Here is a 20,691-nt window from a genome sequence, read left to right on the forward strand (position 1 = left end):
GGGCGGGATGTCATCGGGGCTGTAACGGCGCTGGCCGCCGACGACGATGATCCGGCCGTCTGCATCGGCGCTTAACCGGGGTCGCGATCCGGCGATGAGCCAGGTTTGGCGGACGAGAATGTCGCCTTCGGGGTTGAGGACGTAATAGGCGCAGGTGACGCGGCCGTTTTGGAAGAGGAGGTGGAGGTTGCTGGCGCTGTCGAGCTGGGGCTGCGGGTTGGCGAAGGAGACGATGGGGCCGAGGGGTACGACCTTGTAGGTTTGGGTTTCGGCGGGGTCGGTGATGCGCAGGTAGAGTCGGAGGTTGCGCTTGAGGTAGTTGGCCTCCTGGAGGATGTACTTGCGCATGACCGGCGGGGTGCCGGGGTCGGTGGTGGGCAGGCCGAATTCACGTTCCCACAGGCGGGCGCCGGTGATGATGTAGAATTGGGCGGGGGGGCTGGAGAACTCGCGGTCCCAGGCGGGGATGTGGACGGTGGCGCGCAATTCGTAGCGGCCGGGCCGGGTCAGTTCGAAGTAGGGTGCGAGGTCCAGTCGCACCGTGGCGCGGCGCGAGGACTCCAGGGTGAACGGTTCCCGGACGGAGGGCTGGCCGAGCTGGCGGACCACGCGGTTGTTTTCCCCCTCGATGGAGAACTGGAGCCAGTCGTTGTCCTGGCCGAGGTGGAGGGTTTGGCCGGAGAGGTTGACGATGCGGACGGCGACGGGCATGGGTTCGCCGGGGAGGAATTGTTGCTGGCTCAGTTCCACCTCAACGGTGAGCTGGGCGTGGAGCCGGTGGGGGAGGAGGAGGGCCAGTGCGATCCATGTGCACAGGCGGAGGGCCACGGTCCACGGGGTTGCCCGGGCACAACGCAGCGGCGCTCCGGCCGGTCCGGTGAGGCGTCGGGCGCCGGCAGGGTTGACGAGGCTGCTGTGGGCCATGAGTGGGCGGTCCACGCGGCTCACTTTAGCCCGGAGGGGCGGGGTGACAAGGGGCAAATGGGTTTGGGGGTTTGGCGGTGGGGGGGCGGGCATGGGGGCTGGTGCGGCGGATCGGTCACAGGTTTGCTCTGGATTCGGGGGCGGATTTTGCCCAAAGCTGGGGGACGATGAAGCGTACGCATCATTGCAATGAGCTGCGTCCGGAGCATGTGGGGCAGACGGTGACGTTGGTCGGGTGGGTGCATTCCCGTCGCGACCTCGGGGGAGTGATCTTTCTGGACATTCGGGATCGGGAGGGTCGGACCCAGACGGTGTTTGATCCGTCGGAGGTGCCGGCGGAGCTGTTTGAGCAGGCGTCTTCGTTGCGGCCGGAGAGCGTGGTGCGGGTGACGGGCGTGGTGCGGCGCCGGCCGGAGGGGACGGCCAATCCGAAGATTGCGACCGGGGAGGTGGAGGTGTTGGTGCGGTCGCTGGAGGTGTTGAACCGGGCGGACGTGTTGCCGTTTCCGGTGGATGATCCGGAGCAGGCGGCCCGGGTGAACGAGGAGTTGCGGTTGCGGTATCGGTACCTGGATTTGCGCCGGCCGGAGATGCTGCGGAATTTGAAATTGCGTTCGAAGGTGGCGATGGCGACGCGGGCGTATTTGGAGGAGCAGGGTTTTCTGGAGGTGGAGACGCCCACGTTGTTCAAGTCCACGCCGGAGGGTGCGCGGGAGTTTCTGGTGCCGTGCCGGAATCATCCGGGTTTGTTTTACGCGCTGCCGCAGTCGCCGCAGCAGTTCAAACAGATCCTGATGGTGGCGGGCGTGGAACGGTATTTTCAGCTGGCGCGGTGTTATCGGGACGAGGATTTGCGGGCGGACCGCCAGCCGGAGTTTACCCAGATCGACATTGAGATGAGTTTTGTGGAGCGGGAGGACATTTACGAGCTGGTGGAGGGGTTGTTGGCGCGGATTTGGCGGGTGGCGCTGGGGGTGGAATTGCGCCGGCCGTTTCCGCGGTTGCGGTTTCGGGATGCGATGGACCGGTTTGGGACGGACAAGCCGGACACGCGGTGGGGTTTGGAGCTGGTGGATCTGAGTGATGTGTTTCGGGGGAGCGCGTTCAAGGTGTTCCAGCAGGCGGTGGCGGCCGGCGGGGTGGTGAAGGCGCTGAATGCCAGGGGGATGGCCGGCGTGACGCAGGGGCAGATGGAACAACTGACGCAGCTGGCGCGCGAGTTTGGTGCCAAGGGCCTGGCGTACATCAAGGTGGAGGGCGGCGAATGGAAATCGCCGATTGTGAAGTTCTTCAGTACGGCGGAGAAGGATGCGCTGCGGACGCGGCTGGGGGTGGAGGAGGGGGATCTGATCCTGTTTGCGGCGGACGAGTGGCAGGTGGCGTGTGAGATTCTGGGGCGGCTGCGGTTGCAGGTGATTGAATGGTTGCAGCGGGAGGGTCGGTTGTCGGTGGACCCCTTGCGGTTTGATTTCCTGTGGGTGGAGGACTTCCCGCTGTTGAGCTTCGACAAGGAGAACAACCGGTGGTACTCGACGCATCATCCCTTTACGGCGCCGGTGCCGGAGGACATTCCGTTGTTGAAGACCGATCCGCGTCGGGTGCGCGGCCAGCACTATGACGTGGTGGTCAACGGGGTGGAGCTGGGGGGTGGCTCGATCCGGATCCATCAACCGGAGGTGCAGAAGACGGTGTTTGAGGATGTGTTGCAGTTACCGCCGGATCTGGTGCGGGCGCGATTCGGTTACATGCTGGAGGCGTTCCGGTATGGTGCGCCGCCGCATGGCGGGATTGCGCTGGGGTTTGATCGGTTGGTGGCCCTGTTGTGCGGGACTTCCAGCATCCGGGACGTGATTGCGTTTCCGAAGACTGCCAAGGGCACGTGTTTGATGACGGATTCACCCGGGCCGGTGGACCCGCGGCAATTGCGGGAGTTGCACCTGGAGTTGCGGGTACCGGCGGGGAAGGGCTGAGAGGGGCCGGGGTCGTTTTGGAACGTGCGGCGGACGGGGGTTCAGGCCTTGCGGCGGAGGCGGGCCACGTAGGCGCCGTCCACGCCGTCCACGAAGGGGAGCAGGATGCGCTCGTGTTCGAGGGCGAAGCCGGGGACGGTTTGGAGGAAGGCGCGTACGACCTGTTCGTTTTCCTCGGGTTCGAGGCTGCAGGTGCTGTAGACGAGGAGGCCGCCGAGGCGGACGTGCGGTGCGGTCTGGCGAAGGAGCTGGAGCTGGGTGGCGGGCATGCGCTGGAGGTCGTCGCCCTGCAGGCGCCAGCGGAGGTCCACACGGCGGCGCAGTACGCCGGTGTTGGAGCAGGGGGCGTCCACCAGGACGCGATCGAAGCCGGCGCGGGCCCAGTCGGGGAGCGAGGCGTCGGTGGGTTGGATTTCGGCGCAGGTGACGCCGAGGCGCTGGCAGTTTTCGCGGAGCATTTCGAGGCGTTCGGGGTCGTTGTCGCGGGCCAGGATGCGGCCCTGGTTGCGGAGGAGCTGTGCGATGTAGGTGGTTTTACCGCCGGGTGCGGCGCAGGTGTCGAGGATGCGCTGGCCGGGCCGGACCTGGAGGGACCAGACGGCCAGAAGTGTGCTGGGGTCCTGGACGTAGAACCAGCCGTCCTGGAAGGAGGGCATTTTGGCCAGGGGCGGGTGCCGGCGGAGTTCGTACACCAGCTCGTCGTCGAACCAGTCACGGCGGAAGACGTCGCACTCGACGTTTTCCTCGGAGCGCCAGCGCCGGAGGATGTCGGCCGTGGTGGTTTTGAGGTGGTTGACGCGGCCGTAGTTGCGGGCGGGTGTGTTGTTCCAGTGGAGGAGCTGGCGGGTGCGGTCCGGTCCCCAGCGGTCGAGCCAGCGGCGCACGAGCCATTCGGGGTGGGACCAGCCGAGGTGGGGTGCTGTGATTTGGAGGTCCTGGAGGAGCTGGCGGGTGGCGGGGGCTTCGCGGAGGTAGCTGCGCAGGATGGCGTTGACGAAGCCGGCCTGGGCGGTCAGGCCGAGGCGTTTGGCGAGTTCGACCGTTTCGTGGACGGCGGCGTGATCGGGGATGCGGTCCAGCCAGAAGATCTGGTAGAGGCCGATACGGAGGATGTCCTGGAGTTTTTGGGGCTGGGGCGGGTTGTCGGTTTTGCGGGCGATGAGCCAGTCGAGGGTGGCGCGCCAGCGGACCACGCCGTAGACGAGTTCCTGGCAGAGGCGGCGGTCGGCGGCGGACAGGGGTTGTTCGGCCAGCTCGCGTTCCAGGAGGGTGTCGAGGAAGAGCCCCGTCCGCGCGTGCTGGGTCAGGATGCGTACGGCAATTTCTCTTGGTCTTTGAGCGCTCACTTCGTTTATTATGGGTCGTGCTGTCCCTGCGTTGGCGGTGACAGCGAGTCAAACCCGTTCTATGCGAGAAGAATTCGAGAAACTGGCCCTGGCGGGCAAGATCGAACCCCGGCACATCGAGCCCCTGGTGCGGTTGGCCACGTGCGGTTTTTGCTGGCACCGGAGCTGGGGATTCGGCCGGATTCGGTCCATGGACCCGGTGTTTGCCCGGTTTACGATCGATTTTGCGGGGCGACCGGGCCACACGATGGATCTGGCGTTTGCTTCGGAGGCGCTCAAGCCCATCCCGGCCACGCATATCCTGGCGCGGAAGGCGCTGGATCTGGAAGGGCTGCGTCAGTTGGCGGCCACGCAACCGCTGGAGTTGATCCGCATCGTGCTCCAGAGCTATGGGGGGCAGGCGACGGTGGAGCAGATTCAGCAGGTGCTGGTGCCGGACGTGATTCCCTCGGACTGGAAGGCTTGGTGGGACCAGGTCCGGCGTCAAATGAAAAAGGACGGCCATTTCAAGGTGCCGCTGAAGAAGACCGAGCCGGTGGTGTATGAGGAGACCGAGCGGACGCTGGACGAGCAGTTGCTGGAGACGTTTCGTGCGGCCAGGGGTTTGAAGGCGCGGTTGGGGGTGGTGGCCGAGGTGGTGAAGAGCCTGGGGGATCTGCAGGACCGGGAGGGATTGCTGCGGCAGTTGATTGAGGCGTTGAACGAGGACATCGCGTCGCATCAGCGGACCCAACCGGCGCTGGCGCTGGAGGCGATTTTTGTCCGGGACGATCTGCGGTCCCAGGTGGGGCTGGCTCCTGCGGAGGGCGAACTGACGGCGGTGGAGTTGTGGCGGACGCTGGAACAACCGGGCGCGGTGTTGGAGGCCCTGCCGGCGGCCAAGCACCGCCGGGCTCTGGAGGCGTTCCGGGAGGCGTGGCCGGACCGGTGGGTGCAAATTCTGCTCAACTCGCTCAACGAGGTTTCGGCCCGGGTGTGTCGGGAGCTGGTGGACCTGCTGGTGCGGGAAGGGCATCTCGAGGCGGTGAAGGACGTGCTGGCACGGCATATCAGCCACCACACTGCCAGCAGCGAACTGTTGCTCTGGCTGGCCAGGGAACGGAGCGACACCTTTGCGGATGTGCTGGGGCCGGAGGTGTTCCGCGCCATGCTGACGGCGCTGGAACGGGATCAGTTCAACGAAAAGCGCACCAGCCGGCTGCAGGATTTCATTCTGGAGGACGCGCAACTGATCGCCGATCTGACGGCTGCGGCCGATATTGAGGTGGTCAAGGACCTGACGCGGGCGCTGCAATTTTCCCCGGTGTTTGACGACATGGACAAGCGGTCGTTGCTGGCCCGCCTGGTCAAGAGTCACCCGGCCATTCAATCGCTCATTGTGGGCGAACAGAGCCGACAGGACACGGGTTTCTGGGTTTCCTGGGAAAGCCTGGAACGGCGCCGCGCGGAGTACGATGAACTGGTGCACAAACGCATCCCGGCCAACTCGCGCGAGATTGCCATCGCCCGGAGCTACGGCGACCTCAGCGAGAACCACGAGTACAAGGCGGCCAAGGAGATGCAGAAGATCCTCCTCCGTCGCAAGGAGGAGCTGGAAGCGCAGTTGGTACGCGCCCGCGGCACGGATTTTTCCAATTTCCCGGCCGACGCCGTGGGACCGGGTACGGTGGTGGATTTGATCGACCTGACCACGGGCCAGCGCGAGACGTTGACCGTGCTGGGTGCCTGGGACTCGGATCCGGACCGCGGGATCATCAGTTATCTCTCGCCCGTGGCGCAGGCTCTGATGGGGCATAAACCGGGAGAGGAGGTGGAGTTCGAGGTTCAAGGCACGGTGCATCGGCACCGCATTGAGGCCATTCGACCCTACCGGCGCGCCCAAGGGGCGGCGCCGGCCGGGGAATCGGGCGGGACACGGTCGGATCTCACCGCCGGCGCGCCGGTTGGAGGGGACACCGGTGGAACGGCCGAAAGCCCCGGGGCCGGGCCGGAAGCCTCGGCCCAACCCGCTCTGCAGGCTCCCGAGTCGGGACTGTCCCCGGCCGGTTCGGCACGCACGGATTCCGGTCCCTCAACGGAGCCGGTCCCGCCGGAGCCGATGCCTCACTCGGCCGGGCAGCCGGGTGTGAGCGAACCCCTCGCGGTGGCAGCGTCCGCCGACGCAAACCACCCGGGTGAACCGGTGGCCGAGGGGCCGGGCGCGGGCGTGGCAGCCCCTGAGGTTACCCCGACTCAATCTGCCGCATCTGCCGAGCCGGGGGAACCGGAGTCCAAACCGCCCTTCGGCAGCGCGGGATCGGTGGGTTGAGAGGGTCCGGAGCGGGACTGAAACCGGGCGTGCCGGCTGTCAACCGCGGACCGGAGCCCGGGCTCCGTGCTTTTGGGCGCGCAATTCCCGGAGGCTCGAGCATTACGGACCGGGGACCGTTCGTGGCAGGGATCAAGCAGCCTCCCACTGTTCCCGCAGGAGTCGAACCGCGGCCGGGATGCTCTGGCGCGGATCCCCTTTGCTCCCGCACTCGAAGCTGATGAAGTTCTGGTAGCCGATGAATTTGAGCCCGCGGAAGCCGTCCACGTAATTGTCGCCCGGATCTTCACCGGGCATTTTACGTTCCTTGCGACTGGCGATGTGGACGTGCTGGAGGTACTTGCCGGCGGCGACAAAGGCGGCGAAGTCGCTGGGCTCCTCCCAGGTCATGTGCCAGAAATCGCCCATCAGGGCCACACCCGGGTGGTTGACGTCCCGGCAAATGGCCGCAGCGTCGGCCAGCTGACGCAGGAACCAGGCTTCGCGCCGGTTCAACGGTTCCAGGAGGATTTTCGTGCCGGCCTTGTGGGCATGTTCGCCGAGCTCGGGCAGGAGGCGAACCAGCAGCTCCCGCGCTTCAACATGCCCCAGCTTGGTCTGTCCGTTGAAGGCAGGGACCACAATCATCCCCACAGCCCCCAGCGCGCCGGCGGCGGTGAGGATTTCCCGGATGGAACGCATGGCTTTTTGCCGGACCTCCTCGTTTTCGCTGATCAGGACGCCGTCGAATCCGGCGCAGACGGCGCTGACCCGGATTTTCCGGCCCTGGAGGGCCTTTTGAAATTCCTCCACGCGACCCTGCAGGCCGCCGCCCCAGGGCTCGATTCCCTCGAATCCGTGGGCTTCGAGGAAATCAAGTTTTTCGGTGAGCGTTTTGCCCGGGGCCACACCCTCCTGGCAGGAGAGTCGCAACCGGGCCGGTTGCGGGGGTCGGGGCAGGTTCTGGGCAGGGAGAGTGACCGGGGCCGTCCCGGCTGCCATGCCCAGTGCGGTCAGGGTGAGGAATCGACGTCGCGACGTTTTCATAGGTCCCATGGCATAGACGATCGAAACCCGGTGGGAACTTCAAGATTTTCGTGCGGGAACGTCAGGTGTGTAGCGGTGAGGTTGGCAGGGGCCGTCGAGGGACCTGCCGGGATGGCGTGCGGGGCCGGGTCGATAGCAATTGGGTTTGACCCGGTTTCGCAGGCGCGGTCAAGATGCGCGGGATCGGCGGGCCGGCCCGCGCAGGCACGGTTCGCAAGGGGCGCGGTTCTCCCCCGCCGGGAAGAACGACGGTGGCAATGAAACTGGACGATCTTTACTCGGAACTGACGATTCGGACCGGCGCCAAGCTGGTGTTGCTGGTGTTGGATGGGTTGGGCGACGTGGCCACGCCGGACCAGGGCGGGCGTACGCCCTTGGAAGCGGCGCAGACGCCGAACCTGGACCGGCTCGCACGTGAATCGGCCCTGGGCCGGATGATTCCGGTGGCTCCGGGGATCACGCCCGGGAGCGGGCCGGGCCATCTGGCCCTGTTTGGTTACGATCCCGTGGAGTACCAGGTGGGCCGGGGTGTGATTGAAGCGCTGGGTCTGGGGGTGGACCTTCAGCCCGGCGATGTTTGTGCGCGGGCCAACTTTGCCACACTGGATGCGAATGGAATTGTGACGGACCGCCGCGCCGGCCGGATCCCCACCGAGGTTTGCGAACGGCTCTGCGCCCGCTTGCAGGAGCGGATCCACCAACTGGAGGACACCCGGGTGATCATCCGACCGGGGAAGGAACACCGGTTTGTGGTGGTGTTCCGCGGTCCCGGTTTGGAAGGGCCGCTCACGGATGCCGATCCCAACCGCGAAGGGCTGCCCATTCCGGAGGCTGCGCCGCGGGATCCCGCCAATCCCCGCCAGCAGAAGATGGCGCGGCTGATTCGGGCCTTTTATCAGGCGGCTCTGCCCGTGTTGGCGGGCGAGAAACCGGCCAACGGCTTTCTGATGCGCGGCATTGCGCATCAGCCGCACATCCCGTTGTTCCAGGACCGATACCAGCTCCGCGCGGCGGCCCTTGCGGTGTACCCGATGTACAAGGGCCTGGCCCAGTTGGTGGGCATGACCAAGCTGGAAGGGCCGCAAAACGTCCGGGAACAGTTCGAACGGTACCTGGCCGAGTACGACAACTTCGACTTCTTCTTCATCCATCACAAGGCCACCGACAAGGCGGGCGAAGACGGGAATTTCGAGGCCAAGAAACGGGCCATCGAGGAGGTGGACGCCGCCCTGCCGGTGCTGCTGCAAAAGAAGCCGGACGTGCTGGCAATCACGGGCGATCACTCCACGCCGTGTGCGATGCGGGGGCACTCGTGGCATCCGCAACCGGTGCTGTTGCATTCGCGCTACAGTGGCACCGACGGCGCGCAACGGTTCACGGAGGCCGAGGCGAACCGGGGATCGCTGGGCATCTTTGAGGCGCGGTTTTTGATCCGGTTGATGCAGGCCAACGCGCGGATGTTTGACAAATTCGGCGCGTGAACCGTTCGCGGCCGGCTCGGAGGGGCGCCGTCGCCATGTGCGACGGCGCTTTTTTTGTGCGCCCGTCAAAAAATTGTTGCCAAACGGAGGCGTGCTTGTGTAGAAGCTCGCTTGGACAGCGATGGCAACGGCGCACATCACTCGCAACTGCAAGCGGGTTGCAACCTTCACCGCCACGCCTCCTCTTCTCCCTGCTGCCGGATTTCCCGTCCTCAAACCGTGGAACCATCAACCCTGGTTGGAATGGAGGTGAGAACCGAGATGGCAACCAAGAAGAAAGCCGCAAAGAAGAAAGCCGCGAAGAAGAAATAAGGGCTGACGAATACCAGGATGGAAGACCGGGTCGACCCCTCGGGTGCCGCTCTTCCATCCTGGTTTTCTTTTGGCGACCCCGGGTGCGGAGATTCCTGGCATGGCTTGTTTGGTGTTCGACATCGAGACGGCGGCTCTGCCGATGGAGGAATTCGACGAGGCGCAGCGGGAGTTCCTGTTTCGGGACGCCGAGCGCCTGCCGGATGAGGACGCACGCGCCCAGCGGCGGGAGGAAATCCAGCAGCAGATGAGTCTCTGGCCGCTGACGGCGCGTGTGGTGTGTATCGCCATGCTCAACGCCGACACGTTGCGGGGGCAGGTCCTTTTCCTGGCCGACGACTACGAGGAGGACGCCGAGGCCGGCCCCGTCGAGTTTGTGCCCTGCATGGATGAGGTGGAATTGCTGACGGCTTTCTGGGACGTGGCGCGACATTACGAGGAGGTGGTGACCTTCAACGGCCGGAGTTTTGACGTGCCGTTCCTGTACCTGCGCTCGGCGATGTTGAACGTGCCCATCAGCCGCAAGGACTGGTTGGGCTACCGGTTTGCCACCACGCCGCATTGCGACCTTGCCGAGCAACTGACCTTTTACGGCGTGAGCGGTCGGGAGGGTGCGGCCCGTCGGTTCAACCTTGATTTTTACTGCAAGGCCTTCGGGATCGAATCCCCCAAAGCCCAGGGCGTGACCGGCCGCGACGTGGGCGCTTTACTGGCCGCCGGCCGGTATCGTGAGTTGGCGGAGTACTGTCTCCGCGACGTCCGGGCCACGGCGGCGCTCTACCGGCTGTGGCGGGAGCGATTGGCCGGGATCAAATGAACCCGGTCGTCCCGAAGGGCGCACCGGCGGGAAAGCCGGGATTCGGCCCACAGGGCTGCGGCCCGGACCGAAATCCCCCGCGTCGGATTCCATGAACGGGTGCTGCAACGACGCAAACCCACCCCGGTTGTGGGTCTGTTGTGCCCTGCCGCAAGAGGTCCGGCTGTTACAGGGGCGTTTGTCGAACCCACACGGCGTCCGGTTCCGCGTCACCGGCATGGGACCGGATTGCGCCCGGCGCACCCTGGCGCACTGGCTGGAACGGGAGCGGCCAGTGGCGGTCCTGAACTGCGGGTTTGCCGGCGGACTGAATCCCGTCCATGGAGCCGGCACGGTGCTGTTTGCAACGGACGATCCCCATTGGGAACGCCGCCTCCGGGCCGCCGGCGCCCTGCCGGGCCGGTTTACCACCTCGGGCCGGGTGCTCCAGACCGCCATGGAAAAGGCGGCTCTGTGGCGTGCCACCGGCGCGGATGCCGTGGACATGGAATCGGCAGCCATCGTGGCGGTCTGCCGGGCGGCAGCCATTCCGGTGGCGGTGGTGCGGGCCGTCTCCGATCCCTCGGGGCAGGATTTGCCCCTGGACTTCAGCCGGTTTGTCAGGTCGGACGGTTCCTGGGCCGCGGGGCGGCTGTTCCTTGCCATTGGACTGAGGCCCCACCGGTGGGCCCGGTTCCTGCGGTTGGGCCGCAACGCCCGACGGGCCGCCCGTCAGTTGGCTGCAGTGTTGGACCGTGCGTTGGCCGGTCTTCCACAAGACGAGGGGCGCGGGGTCTCAGACCCGGTCAGGGATTGATCGTCACGGGACGCACGCGTTGACCGTCGCGGACACGCTCGCCGGGATACAACAGCACCGTCTCGCCCTCGTGCAAACCGTCTCGAATCTCGGCCTCCCGCTCGTTCCGATGACCCACCGCCACCGGACGCAACCGCGCCCGGCCCCGGTCCAGCACAAACACCGCCCAGTCCGATCCCCGTCGGAACAGCGCCCCCACGGGCACCTTCAGCACATCGTCGGCGGACCACAGGATCACAACGGCGTCCACGCGGAATTGATCGCCCAGTCCGGGCCGTCGTTCCGGCGGGGTGATCAAATCGGCAATGACCCGCACCCGCTGTTCCTCCACTCCGAGGGCCGAGACCTTGGTGAACGCGGACGGTTCCACGCGGCGAATGCGGGCTTCCAGCGGTGTTTCCCCGCCCCACTGTTCCAACCGCACCGGCAAACCCGGCTGCAACGTGACCGCCTCGCGCGAAAGCACCTCGATGACCACCTCCAGATCGGTGGGGTCGCCCACCTCCAGAAGCGGCGTGCCGGGGCTGACGACCCGGGCGCTGGTCTCAAACACGCGCAGAACCCGCCCGTCCACCGGGGACCGCAATTGCACCGGCCCGGAGTTCGTGGGGGAAGCGTCCGCTGCATCGGTGAAAAGCCTCAACTCCGCCTCCGCCATGCGCAATTGATGTTCCGCAGCCGCCGCCTGCTGGGCGGCGTCGGTCTCGCGCCACAAGGCTGCATCGCGTTCCTGCGGTGTGGCCGACCCCGATTCAAACAGTGCCCGGACCCGTCGTGCTTCCGCCCGGGCCCAATCCAGGGCCGCCCGGGCCCGTTCCAATTCCGCCCGCGCAGCATCGCGCCGGGCCTCGGCCATGGCCCGCGCCCGGGCATCCAACAGGGCCGCCGGAAGCGGATCCAGCGTGGCAAGCACCGTTTCACCCGCGCGGACGGGGTCACCGGCCTTCAGTGGGATCCGCCGAAGGTTTCCCGCAACCGGGGCGCTGATGACATAGCGTTCTTTGATCCGGGTTTTGCCTTCCTCGCGAAGGGTGGCTTCCATGGCGCCCCGGCTGACGGTGCCGATCTCCACCGGCTCGGCTGCCGGCCGCAATCCGATCCCCAGCAAGGTCGCCAGGATCCCCGCAACGACCAGCCCAAACGCCCAGCGCCGCCACCGGCGCCAAACCGGGCCTCGTGTCCGTTCCTCGGATGATGGTCGGGTCTCCGTCATTGCCCACGCGGCTGCCGTCCGACGGCAAACCGGAGGTCCAAAGTACGGAGAGGGCGGCGCGTGGAAAAGTCAGGACCCCGACGACGGGGACGAAGAACCGCAAGAGCACGATGACCCGGGATCCGCCGGGGAAAAGAACCCTTCACCAACCGGCATCGCGCGATGCATGGCGCGCTTGGGCCCGGATCCCGGCGAAATCGTGGTTACTTGCTGTATTTGCCCCAACAGGTGCGGCCGCAAGGGATGTGCGTGGCACGGGATCTTCGGGCCCGGGCCCCGGTAGCGGCGACGGCTGGGCGCGGGTCGGGGTTCGGGTATGGAGCTTGCGCGGCCGGCTGGACTGGCCCAATGTTCCGCCCGGCTTTGACGGGGCTCACCGGTGCGCACCCGCATATGCCGGGGCCCCGTGCGAAGTCCGCGAGTGTTGGCGCCGTGAAACAGGCCGCATCGAACGGCCGGTGAGCCGGGATTCAGGACCAGGTCCGGGCACACGGGCTGTCCACCGGTGCGAAACCGACCATGACGTACGAGGAAGCCATCGAGTTCCTGTATGGGCTCCGTTGGTTCGGGGCCAAACTGGGTTTGGAAAACCCGCGGCGTCTGGCCGCCCTTGCCGGGCATCCGGAACGACGCCTGCGGTTCATCCATGTGGCCGGGACCAACGGCAAGGGCTCGGTTTGCGCGTTTTTGGAAAGCATTTACCGCCACGCCGGTTACCGGGTGGGACTGTACACGTCACCGCACCTGGTCCGGTTCGGCGAGCGAATTCAGGTGAATCGCCAGTGGATTGCGGAGTCCGTGGTGGCGCGGCTGGTGGAGCGGATGCAACCCTGGCTCCGCCAGTTCCCCCCGGATCATCACCCGACGTTTTTCGAGGTCGTCACGGTGATGGCCCTGATCCACTTCGCCGAGCAGAACTGCGACGTGGTAATCTGGGAGACGGGCATGGGTGGCCGGCTCGACGCCACCAACATCGTGACGCCCCTGGCCGCGGTGATCACCAACGTCCACTACGATCACCAGCGCTGGCTCGGATCCACCCTGCGGGAAATCGCCGCCGAAAAGGCCGGGATCCTCAAGCCGGGCCGGCCCGCGCTCACGGCGGCGGATGAACCGGAAGCACTTGAGGTCATCCGCGCCACGGCCCTGCGGCTCGGGTGCCCGTTACGGGTTGTTGACCCCGAGGACGCCCGGGCGGAATGGCTCGCCCGGCTGCAGCTCCCCCTGCCGGGCGAACATCAGCGGCGCAACGCGGCGTTGGCGGCCGAGACCGTCCGGGTCCTGCAACAGGAACTGCCCGTCCTCCGGACCGCACTGGAGGAGGGGCTGCAGCGGACACACTGGCCCGGCCGGTTTCAGCGACTACGCCTGCCCGGAGGCACCGAGCTGGTGTTGGACGGCGCCCACAACGTCGGCGCCATGGCCGCCCTGTGCGCCACATTGACCGAGCATTATCCCGGCCGGGCCCCCGCCGTGATCCTGGGTGTGATGGCGGACAAGGACCTGGCGGGCATCGCGCGACTGGTGGCGGGCCGCGCTGGTCGGGTGTTGTGCGTGCCGGTCCCCAGCGAACGAAGTGCCGATCCGGCGCAATTGGCAGAGAGTTGCCGTCAGGCGGCGCCCGGGCTCCGTGTGACCGTGCATCCAAACCTGCCCGCCGCGTTGGACGAGGTGCGCGACGAACCCCTGGTGGTCATCACCGGATCCCTCTACCTCGTGGGTCAGGCCTTGGAGACGCTGGGTGTCCATGGCTCGCCGGGCCGGGACGAAAAGGCCCTCAACACATGGACAGCCCCTGCGATGGCTGCAGGGGGGTGAACGGCTGATCCGGAAGCTGTTACCCCCGGCGCACCCCGCGACCGGCCACCGGGCCTCAGACCGATTTGACCGCTTCCACAAGGCTGCGGACAAACCGGGTCACCTCCGGCACCAGCGCGGGACTGCGTCCCAATTGACCGATGCGGTGCACAACGGCGCTGCCCACCACCACCGCATCGCCAACGGCCGCCACGGCGCGCGCCTGTTCAGGAGTGGAAATGCCAAAACCGATGGCCACCGGCAGGTTCGTGTGCGCCCGGATGCGCGCCGTCATGGTGCCGATGTTGTCGGCCAACTGATCGCGCATCCCCGTGACGCCTTCCCGCGAGATGTAATAAATGAACCCGGAGGCCCGCCGGGCGATGGTGGCGATCCGTTCGTCCGGTGTCGTGGGCGCCACCAGATAAATGGGACACAAACCCGCCCCGCGCATGGCCGCCTCGTAACCCTCGTCCTCGTCCGGGGGCAGGTCCAGCACAAGCAGCCCGTCCACACCCGCTGCCCGCGCGCGTTCGATGAACCGTTCCAACCCCATGCGATGCATCAGGTTGTAGTAGAGGTACAACACCACCGGAATCTCCGATTCCCGGCGCAGCTCCGCCACGGTTTCCAACACGCCCAGCGGCGTGGTGCCCGAAGCCAACCCGCGCTGGGCTGCCAACTGATTCACCAGGCCGTCCGCCAGCGGATCGCTGAAAGGCACGCCCAACTCCAGGATGTCCACCCCGGCCCGATCAAAGGCCAGGGCCAGTTCACGTGTCGCTGCCAGGTCCGGGTCGCCGGCGCCAATGTACACAATGAGGCCCTTCTTCCCCTCCCGGCGCAACGCGGCGAAACGTTGTTCGATTCGATTCATGCCCGCGGCAGGATACCGGACGCAGCCCTCCCATCAACGCCGGAGACCGTGCCCGGTCATGCTCCCCACCCGCCGGTTGCCGGGTCCGTTTCGCTCACCAGCAACCGATCCAGCGTCCTGAACCCGCCGGCGAAGCTCGGTTTTTGCAGCCCCGGATTGGTCGTGGATTTCCGCCCCCGGTCACGCCAAAACCCTCTCCGGAGCAGCGGCTGCAACCGCTGATGCGCCCAAACCTGAAGAACACCGTTGGGACGGTTCCCGAGGTCAGGACGGCTGCCCGGACCAAACCCGCCGCGTCCCAACCCGAACACATGGCCGGGCGCCGGATACACGTACGCGCCCCATCCACGGTCGACCCCGGGAATTTTCTGGCCCACTGGCCCCTGCCCCGGCAAGATGCTGCACCGGTTTTCGACACCCGGGCTCTCGGGGAGCGATCGGCATGAAGGCACGCATCATTGTGACACCCAAAAAGGCGGTGGTGGATCCGCAGGGCAAGACCGTGCAGAACGCGCTGGCACACCTCGGTTACACCGGGGTGCGCGCCGTGCACGTGGGTAAGTACATTGAAATTGAGCTGGAACCCGGCACCGACCGCGCAGCCGCGCAACGTGCGCTGGACGATGCCTGCCGGAAGTTTCTGAGCAATCCCATCATCGAGGACTATCACCTGGAGATCGTCGACGACTCGTAGCCCCGGCTCGGAGCAAACCATGAATGTGGCAGTCATCCAGTTTCCGGCCAGTAATTGTGACCAGGACGCCGTGCATGCCATCCGCGTGCTGGGCCACTCGGCATGGTTGGCATGGCACCGGGACACCTCGCTCGGACCGGCCGACGCGGTGATCATCCCGGGCGGCTTCAGTTACGGAGATTATCTGCGGTGCGGCGCCATCGCACGGTTCAGCCCCATCATGCAGGCGGTCCGGGCCTTTGCCGATCAGGGCGGACTGGTGCTGGGCATCTGCAACGGGTTCCAGGTCCTCACCGAAGCCGGCCTGCTGCCGGGTGCCCTGGTCCGAAACCGGTCCCTGCAGTTCCGGTGCGAACATGTGTTCCTGCGCGTGGAACACACGAGATCGCCATTCACCTGGCGGGCCGACCCGGCCCGGCCGCTGCAGATCCCGATTGCCCACGGCGAGGGCTGTTATTACGCCGACGAGGACACCCTGAACACGATGGAGGCGCGCGGCCAGGTGCTCTGGCGCTACTGCAATGCCGCGGGTGAATGCACGGACGACGCCAACCCCAACGGTTCGCTCCGCAACATCGCCGGGGTTTGCAACGAGCGGGGCAACGTGGCGGGCCTGATGCCACATCCCGAGCGCGCCTGCGAGGCCATCCTCGGCAGCACCGACGGACGTTTCATCCTGGAGAGCATGTTGGGCTGGCTGGAACAACAGGCCGCAGGCGCCCGCACCTCCGCCGCGGCCTGATCCGCTGCCGCGCAGAAGTGGCACTCACCCGCGAGTCGGTCCTCGCGACGAGTTGCCGGCCCTCGCGGGATGGCGTTCGATACTCAGGTCAGCCCCGGCCGACAAGAGGGGCTGCCGTAGCAGGGCCGCGGCTTCGTCAACAACCCCATTCGTACACTCACCTGCCGGGCCTCCAGCGGGTTGATCCCGGACCCGCCTGCGCGTTTGGATCGGGCAGAGGTCAGGTCGAATTCGCCCGGCGACAACCTGTCCGGGAGGCCCGCTGGGCGCGAGCCCGTGTGTTTTCCAGCTTTGGAATGCACGTGCAACTGAAAGTACTGTTCTTCCCTTGCCCGTCGGAACACCCTGGGGCCGTAAACCGGGCGATCTTGCGGGTCCGTGGTGGACCCTTCAGCGCGGTTGGGTCGCCTCGCAGTACGCTTTGCCGTATCCGGCTCGATCACGAGGTGGTGAACCTGAAGAGACTGCACCTGAAGAAGACCGCACGGAACAAGCAGGTCCGAGAACCGGGTATCAACTGTGGCACACCTCCCGGACCCGAACGCGCCCGAGCACGCCGCGATCAGGCTCCGCGCGCGACACCTTCTCTGCGAACTGCCGCAGCCGGCCGCCGGCCGGTCTGGGATACCGGGCCCATGGAGGTTCCAGACCCGGCATGAATGGTTCAGCCCCGGTCACGGCCAATGGATCGGATCCGGTGCAAAATGCCGTGTCGGCCAACCCGGCCAGGAATCCGCGGAAACCAGCCCGGGCGCAGGAGGGGTCGGTGGACTTGTCCCCGGGGAAAACGGACTTTCAGCCGGCACATAGCGGCGCCGGGTTTTTGACGCCGGAATGACCCGGGCGTCGTTTACGCGGTCACGCGGAGGGTCGGACTGCCATTGATCCATTCGGCAAAGGTCGTGCCCGGCCGGGGACGCACCCGCAAACCCACCTGTTCCGGACTGTGCGCAAAACTCAGCCAACCCGCCTCCTGCGTCACGCCCACAAACGGGTCGTCACGGATCAGCAGGTTCCCGTCCAGGTCCAAGAAATCGCACAACGCGGCCAGGTGTGCGCCGGCGCTGATCAGCACGCTGGTCTCAATCATGCAACCCAACATCGTGCGCAGCCCGTGCCGCCGTGCCGCCTCCAACACCGACCGCGCACCGGTCAAGCCCCCGGCCTTGACCAGCTTCACATTCACCCCGTGAAAGGACTCGGCGCAACGGGGCACGTCCGCAACCGTCTGACAGGATTCATCCGCAAAGATCGGCAGCGGCGACCGTTCCTTCAACCACATCCAATCCGCCATGGGCAGTCCCGCGGGCATCGGTTGTTCGACGAACTCGATGCCCGGATCCGCCGCCAGCCATTCCAGCTCCCGCAGGGCCTGTTCCTTGGAACGCCAACCCTCGTTCGCATCCACGCGGATCCGCGCTTGCGGCGCCTCGGCCCGCACCGCCGCAAGGATGGCGCGGTCATTCGGGCCCCCGAGCTTGACCTTCAAGATCGGCCAACCCGCCGCAGCGCGTGCCTTCGTCCGCATCACCTCCGGCCGGTCCATGCCCAGGGTGAAGGAGCTTACATGGCGACCCTCCTGGAATCCCAGTCCCCAGAAGTCGTACAGCGCCCGACCGGCGCGCCGGGCCGCCCCGTCCCAAAGTGCCACATCCAGGGCGCACCGGGCCGAACTCGGTGCCGGCCCCAGGCTGTCCAGGTACCGTCGGCTCCCCTCCAGGTCCGTAAACGAGAGCCGTTGCGGGTCCACCCGTGACAGAAACTCCAGCACAGCCGGCACATCCTCGCTGTACCGGACGGACGGTGCCGCCTCGCCCCATCCCACGACCCCGTCACGGTCGCGCAGGCACAGGACCACCACGGTTTGCGTTCGGGTCAGCGGCGCATTGGCGATTTCCCAGGGATCCACCAGGGCCAGTTCAATCGGCTTGAACCTCAGTTGCACGCCTTCAGGAAAACCGCCCGGCCGTCACCGGGCAATGGCATCTTGCTCATGGCCGGCCGGAACCTGAAGGTCACCGGCAATCCCCTCCGCCCAATCCCGCGGGTGCGGATGCTTGCAGGGCCGCGTTGTGGGGGTTAACGTCCGGCCGGGTAGCGCCCGGGACAACGCTCACAACCGGCGGGACCGCTCCCCGCCAATGCGACGGAGGATGGAACCATGAAAACGGCTTACGAAATCGCGATGGAACGGCTCAACAAATCGGCCCCGTTGAAGCCGTTGACCGAGGAACAGAAACGGGCCATTGCCGAGCTGGAATCGCGTTACAAGGCGCGCATTGCCGAACGCGAAATCACCCTGCAACAGCGCATCGCCGAGGCTCGCGCCGGCGGAGACTGGGCCCGTGCGGCCGAGCTGGAGCAGGAACTGGCGGCCGAACGCCGCAAACTCCAGGAAGAACTCGAGGCCCAAAAAGAAAAAATCCGTCAGGCCAACGGCTGACGCGGCGCGGGACGAGCTTTCCCGGTCGCAGCCGTTTCCATCCCCTTGGCCCTCTCGGACAGGCGACGGAACCCCGTTCGCCGGTTCGGTCCTGTGCCTGCGCCGGGTCGGGAGCATCGGCGCGACCCAATCCGGCCCTGTCCGTACAAGGTCGCCCGGGGCCATGGTGGCGCGGTCGTTTTTCCATCCCTGACCACCGGCGCCCCGAAGCCCGCGCTTCAGGATGCCCTGGTCCGGGCCTTGTCGCGCACTCAGACGCGGTAGAAACCACCCCGGCATGGCTCAGGGAGCACGGCTCGCGGGATCAGAATCACGCGCGGGCATTTGACAGCCGGCCTGGGTCGGGGCCACTTTCCGGCCCGCGAATGCGTGTTATAAGGCCAGGGAATCGCGGGCGAAGAGTCCCACCGGGAGGGATGCTCCGGGCGGGTGCGATGTTGGTATTGTGGCTGGGGGTTGCCATCTCCGCAGCCGCGCAGGGGACCCGGCGCGACGTCGGTCGGCTCTACCAGGAACTCTGCGCCAACTGTCACGGGGCCGACCTTCGAGGTGGTCAGGCGCGCAGTCTGTTGGACGAGGACTGGGTCCATGGCAGCGGCGACGATGCCACCTTGTTTGCGGTCATCCGCGACGGCGACGAACTCAACGGCATGCCCGCGTGGAAAAACGCACTGAGCGATGAAGAAATCCGTGCCCTCGTGATCTTCATCCGGGAAAAGGCCGCCGAGGCCCGTCACGCGGCCACCCGCTACGCACAACCCCGACCTGATCAGGTGGCAGACAGTCGGTTGCACCGGTTCCGGCTCCGGCTCGTGGCCGATGGCTTGGCCACGCCGTGGTCCCTGGCATGGTTGCCGGACGGCACCCTGCTGGTGACGGAACTGCCGGGCCGATTGCGCCTGGTGCGGGACGGCCGATTGTTACCCGGGGCCGTGGAAGGTTTGCCCCCGGTTCGTTACCGCGGCCAGGGCGGTTTGATGGAAGTGGCATTGCATCCCGGTTGCGCAACCAACGGCTGGATCTACCTGGCGTACAGTGAACCCGGCCGCGATGAGCAGGGCCGGGACGTCAGCATGACCACCATCATTCGCGGGCGCCTGCGCGGCCTGCGCTGGACGGATTCGGAAGTGATCTGGCGTGCGCCCTTGTGGAGTTTTCGTCCCGGCAACATCCATTTCGGCTGCCGCATCGCGTTTGGTCCGGACGGCTGCCTGTATTTTTCTCACGGGGAACGCGGCCAGGGACAGGACGCCCAGGACCTGCGCCGGCCCAACGGCAAAATCCACCGCATTTACGACGACGGCCGGATCCCGCCCGATAACCCGTTCGTGGGCCGGACGGACGCTTTTCCCTCCATCTGGACTTACGGCCATCGCAATCCGCAGGGCCTGGCCTTTCATCCCGAGACCGGCGAACTCTGGGAGACGGAACACGGCCCGCGCGGCGGTGACGAGCTCAACGTCATCTTCAAGGGCCGCAATTACGGCTGGCCGGTGATCACGTATGGGATGAACTATGACGGCACGCCCATCACCGCCCGAACCGCCGCGGACGGGATGGAACAGCCCGTGGTGCACTGGACCCCGTCCATCGCCGTGTGCGGTATGGACTTCTATCGGGGCGACCGCTTCCCGCGCTGGCGTCATCACCTGTTTGTGACCGGGCTGGCCTCGCAGGAACTGCGCCGGCTGGAGATTCGCGACCACGCAGTGGTGGACCAGGAGATCCTCTTCAAGGGCATTGGCCGGGTGCGCCACGTTGCGACCGGGCCGGACGGGTTCCTTTACGTGGCCTTGAACAGGCCGGACCGTATCGTCCGGTTGGAACCGGCCGGGGATTGATCCGGGGCCCGGCTGCTGCCCGGGGCGATGAACCTCACCTTTTCGGGCCGCGGAACCTGCGTGCTCGAGGTGTCACCGGAAGCGACCCGGCCGCCGGAACGGCC

16 protein-coding genes are annotated in these 20,691 nt (G+C 66.4%); 10 read left to right on the top strand and 6 right to left on the bottom strand.

Going from position 1 to position 20,691, the window contains the following annotated elements; genetic code table 11:
* Window positions 1-939: hypothetical protein (locus tag G4L39_RS03445; protein ID WP_165105937.1), on the bottom strand; the 939-nt coding region annotated here is incomplete at its 3' end.
* 152 nt (window positions 940-1,091) lie between these two features.
* Between G4L39_RS03445 and aspS the strand changes: the two genes are divergently transcribed.
* The gene (aspS, locus tag G4L39_RS03450) at window positions 1,092-2,894 is read left to right on the top strand and encodes an aspartate--tRNA ligase (protein ID WP_165105938.1); all 1,803 of its coding nucleotides are present in this window, start codon (window positions 1,092-1,094) and stop codon (window positions 2,892-2,894) included.
* Window positions 2,895-2,935: 41 nt separating this feature from the next.
* On the opposite strand, the gene rsmB is transcribed toward aspS, so the two are convergent.
* Window positions 2,936-4,240 carry a 16S rRNA (cytosine(967)-C(5))-methyltransferase RsmB gene (gene rsmB, locus G4L39_RS03455; RefSeq protein ID WP_165105940.1) on the bottom strand — a complete coding sequence of 435 codons (1,305 nt, stop codon included), beginning with the start codon at window positions 4,238-4,240 and terminating at the stop codon, window positions 2,936-2,938.
* 61 nt (window positions 4,241-4,301) lie between these two features.
* On the opposite strand from rsmB, the gene G4L39_RS15330 reads away from it, so the two are divergent.
* Complete coding sequence (locus tag G4L39_RS15330) at window positions 4,302-6,548, top strand: GreA/GreB family elongation factor (protein ID WP_165105941.1); 2,247 nt, start codon at window positions 4,302-4,304, stop codon at window positions 6,546-6,548.
* Between the two features lie 132 nt (window positions 6,549-6,680).
* On the opposite strand, the gene G4L39_RS03465 is transcribed toward G4L39_RS15330, so the two are convergent.
* Entirely contained in the window at window positions 6,681-7,574 is an 894-nt protein-coding gene (locus G4L39_RS03465) for a sugar phosphate isomerase/epimerase family protein (RefSeq protein ID WP_165105942.1), read from the bottom strand.
* 257 nt (window positions 7,575-7,831) lie between these two features.
* Between G4L39_RS03465 and G4L39_RS03470 the strand changes: the two genes are divergently transcribed.
* The 3 genes from G4L39_RS03470 to G4L39_RS03480 all read left to right on the top strand — a co-directional run bounded on the left by G4L39_RS03470 (window position 7,832) and on the right by G4L39_RS03480 (window position 10,980).
* Window positions 7,832-9,055, top strand: coding sequence for a 2,3-bisphosphoglycerate-independent phosphoglycerate mutase (locus G4L39_RS03470; protein WP_165105944.1), 1,224 nt, complete (start codon window positions 7,832-7,834; stop codon window positions 9,053-9,055).
* 412 nt (window positions 9,056-9,467) lie between these two features.
* Window positions 9,468-10,184, top strand: coding sequence for a ribonuclease H-like domain-containing protein (locus G4L39_RS03475; protein ID WP_165105945.1), 717 nt, complete (start codon window positions 9,468-9,470; stop codon window positions 10,182-10,184).
* Between the two features lie 91 nt (window positions 10,185-10,275).
* Window positions 10,276-10,980: a phosphorylase family protein gene (locus G4L39_RS03480; protein WP_165105947.1), complete on the top strand. Its 705-nt coding sequence runs from the start codon at window positions 10,276-10,278 to the stop codon at window positions 10,978-10,980.
* On the opposite strand, the gene G4L39_RS03485 is transcribed toward G4L39_RS03480, so the two are convergent.
* On the bottom strand, window positions 10,970-12,193 hold the full coding sequence (locus G4L39_RS03485; RefSeq protein ID WP_165105948.1) for an efflux RND transporter periplasmic adaptor subunit: 1,224 nt from the start codon (window positions 12,191-12,193) through the stop codon (window positions 10,970-10,972). The two genes, G4L39_RS03480 and G4L39_RS03485, sit on opposite strands and share 11 nt — an antisense overlap.
* 519 nt (window positions 12,194-12,712) lie before the next feature.
* On the opposite strand from G4L39_RS03485, the gene G4L39_RS03490 reads away from it, so the two are divergent.
* Window positions 12,713-14,011 (top strand): bifunctional folylpolyglutamate synthase/dihydrofolate synthase, encoded by a 1,299-nt coding sequence (locus G4L39_RS03490; RefSeq protein ID WP_165105950.1) that lies wholly within the window; start codon window positions 12,713-12,715, stop codon window positions 14,009-14,011.
* 55 nt (window positions 14,012-14,066) lie between these two features.
* On the opposite strand, the gene trpA is transcribed toward G4L39_RS03490, so the two are convergent.
* On the bottom strand, window positions 14,067-14,867 hold the full coding sequence (trpA, locus tag G4L39_RS03495) for a tryptophan synthase subunit alpha (protein WP_165105951.1): 801 nt from the start codon (window positions 14,865-14,867) through the stop codon (window positions 14,067-14,069).
* 442 nt (window positions 14,868-15,309) lie between these two features.
* Here trpA and purS point away from each other — a divergent pair, with 442 nt between their 5' ends.
* Together purS and purQ are read left to right on the top strand one after the other, a co-directional pair.
* Window positions 15,310-15,561 (top strand): phosphoribosylformylglycinamidine synthase subunit PurS, encoded by a 252-nt coding sequence (gene purS, locus G4L39_RS03500; protein WP_165105952.1) that lies wholly within the window; start codon window positions 15,310-15,312, stop codon window positions 15,559-15,561.
* A 19-nt stretch (window positions 15,562-15,580) separates the two neighbouring features.
* The gene (gene purQ / locus G4L39_RS03505; RefSeq protein ID WP_165105954.1) at window positions 15,581-16,303 is read left to right on the top strand and encodes a phosphoribosylformylglycinamidine synthase subunit PurQ; all 723 of its coding nucleotides are present in this window, start codon (window positions 15,581-15,583) and stop codon (window positions 16,301-16,303) included.
* A gap of 850 nt (window positions 16,304-17,153) precedes the next feature.
* Here purQ and G4L39_RS03510 read toward each other — a convergent pair.
* Window positions 17,154-18,248, bottom strand: a complete 1,095-nt coding sequence (locus G4L39_RS03510; protein ID WP_165105955.1) for an enolase C-terminal domain-like protein — start codon at window positions 18,246-18,248, stop codon at window positions 17,154-17,156.
* A 216-nt stretch (window positions 18,249-18,464) separates the two neighbouring features.
* Here G4L39_RS03510 and G4L39_RS03515 point away from each other — a divergent pair, with 216 nt between their 5' ends.
* On the top strand, window positions 18,465-18,746 hold the full coding sequence (locus G4L39_RS03515; RefSeq protein ID WP_165105956.1) for a hypothetical protein: 282 nt from the start codon (window positions 18,465-18,467) through the stop codon (window positions 18,744-18,746).
* 434 nt (window positions 18,747-19,180) lie between these two features.
* On the top strand, window positions 19,181-20,587 hold the full coding sequence (locus G4L39_RS03520) for a PQQ-dependent sugar dehydrogenase (protein WP_165105958.1): 1,407 nt from the start codon (window positions 19,181-19,183) through the stop codon (window positions 20,585-20,587).
* The last annotated feature ends 104 nt before the right edge of the window (window positions 20,588-20,691 follow it).

This window comes from Limisphaera ngatamarikiensis, from assembly GCF_011044775.1.
GTDB lineage: Bacteria > Verrucomicrobiota > Verrucomicrobiia > Limisphaerales > Limisphaeraceae > Limisphaera > Limisphaera ngatamarikiensis.

Coding starts and splice junctions, on each gene's coding strand:
- aspS (WP_165105938.1), top strand. CDS start 1,092: ATGAAGCGTACGCATCATTGCAATGAGCTGCGTCCGGAGCATGTGGGG.
- G4L39_RS15330 (WP_165105941.1), top strand. CDS start 4,302: ATGCGAGAAGAATTCGAGAAACTGGCCCTGGCGGGCAAGATCGAACCC.
- G4L39_RS03465 (WP_165105942.1), bottom strand. CDS start 7,574: ATGAAAACGTCGCGACGTCGATTCCTCACCCTGACCGCACTGGGCATG.
- G4L39_RS03470 (WP_165105944.1), top strand. CDS start 7,832: ATGAAACTGGACGATCTTTACTCGGAACTGACGATTCGGACCGGCGCC.
- G4L39_RS03475 (WP_165105945.1), top strand. CDS start 9,468: ATGGCTTGTTTGGTGTTCGACATCGAGACGGCGGCTCTGCCGATGGAG.
- G4L39_RS03480 (WP_165105947.1), top strand. CDS start 10,276: ATGAACGGGTGCTGCAACGACGCAAACCCACCCCGGTTGTGGGTCTGT.
- G4L39_RS03485 (WP_165105948.1), bottom strand. CDS start 12,193: ATGACGGAGACCCGACCATCATCCGAGGAACGGACACGAGGCCCGGTT.
- G4L39_RS03490 (WP_165105950.1), top strand. CDS start 12,713: ATGACGTACGAGGAAGCCATCGAGTTCCTGTATGGGCTCCGTTGGTTC.
- trpA (WP_165105951.1), bottom strand. CDS start 14,867: ATGAATCGAATCGAACAACGTTTCGCCGCGTTGCGCCGGGAGGGGAAG.
- purS (WP_165105952.1), top strand. CDS start 15,310: ATGAAGGCACGCATCATTGTGACACCCAAAAAGGCGGTGGTGGATCCG.
- purQ (WP_165105954.1), top strand. CDS start 15,581: ATGAATGTGGCAGTCATCCAGTTTCCGGCCAGTAATTGTGACCAGGAC.
- G4L39_RS03515 (WP_165105956.1), top strand. CDS start 18,465: ATGAAAACGGCTTACGAAATCGCGATGGAACGGCTCAACAAATCGGCC.
- G4L39_RS03520 (WP_165105958.1), top strand. CDS start 19,181: ATGTTGGTATTGTGGCTGGGGGTTGCCATCTCCGCAGCCGCGCAGGGG.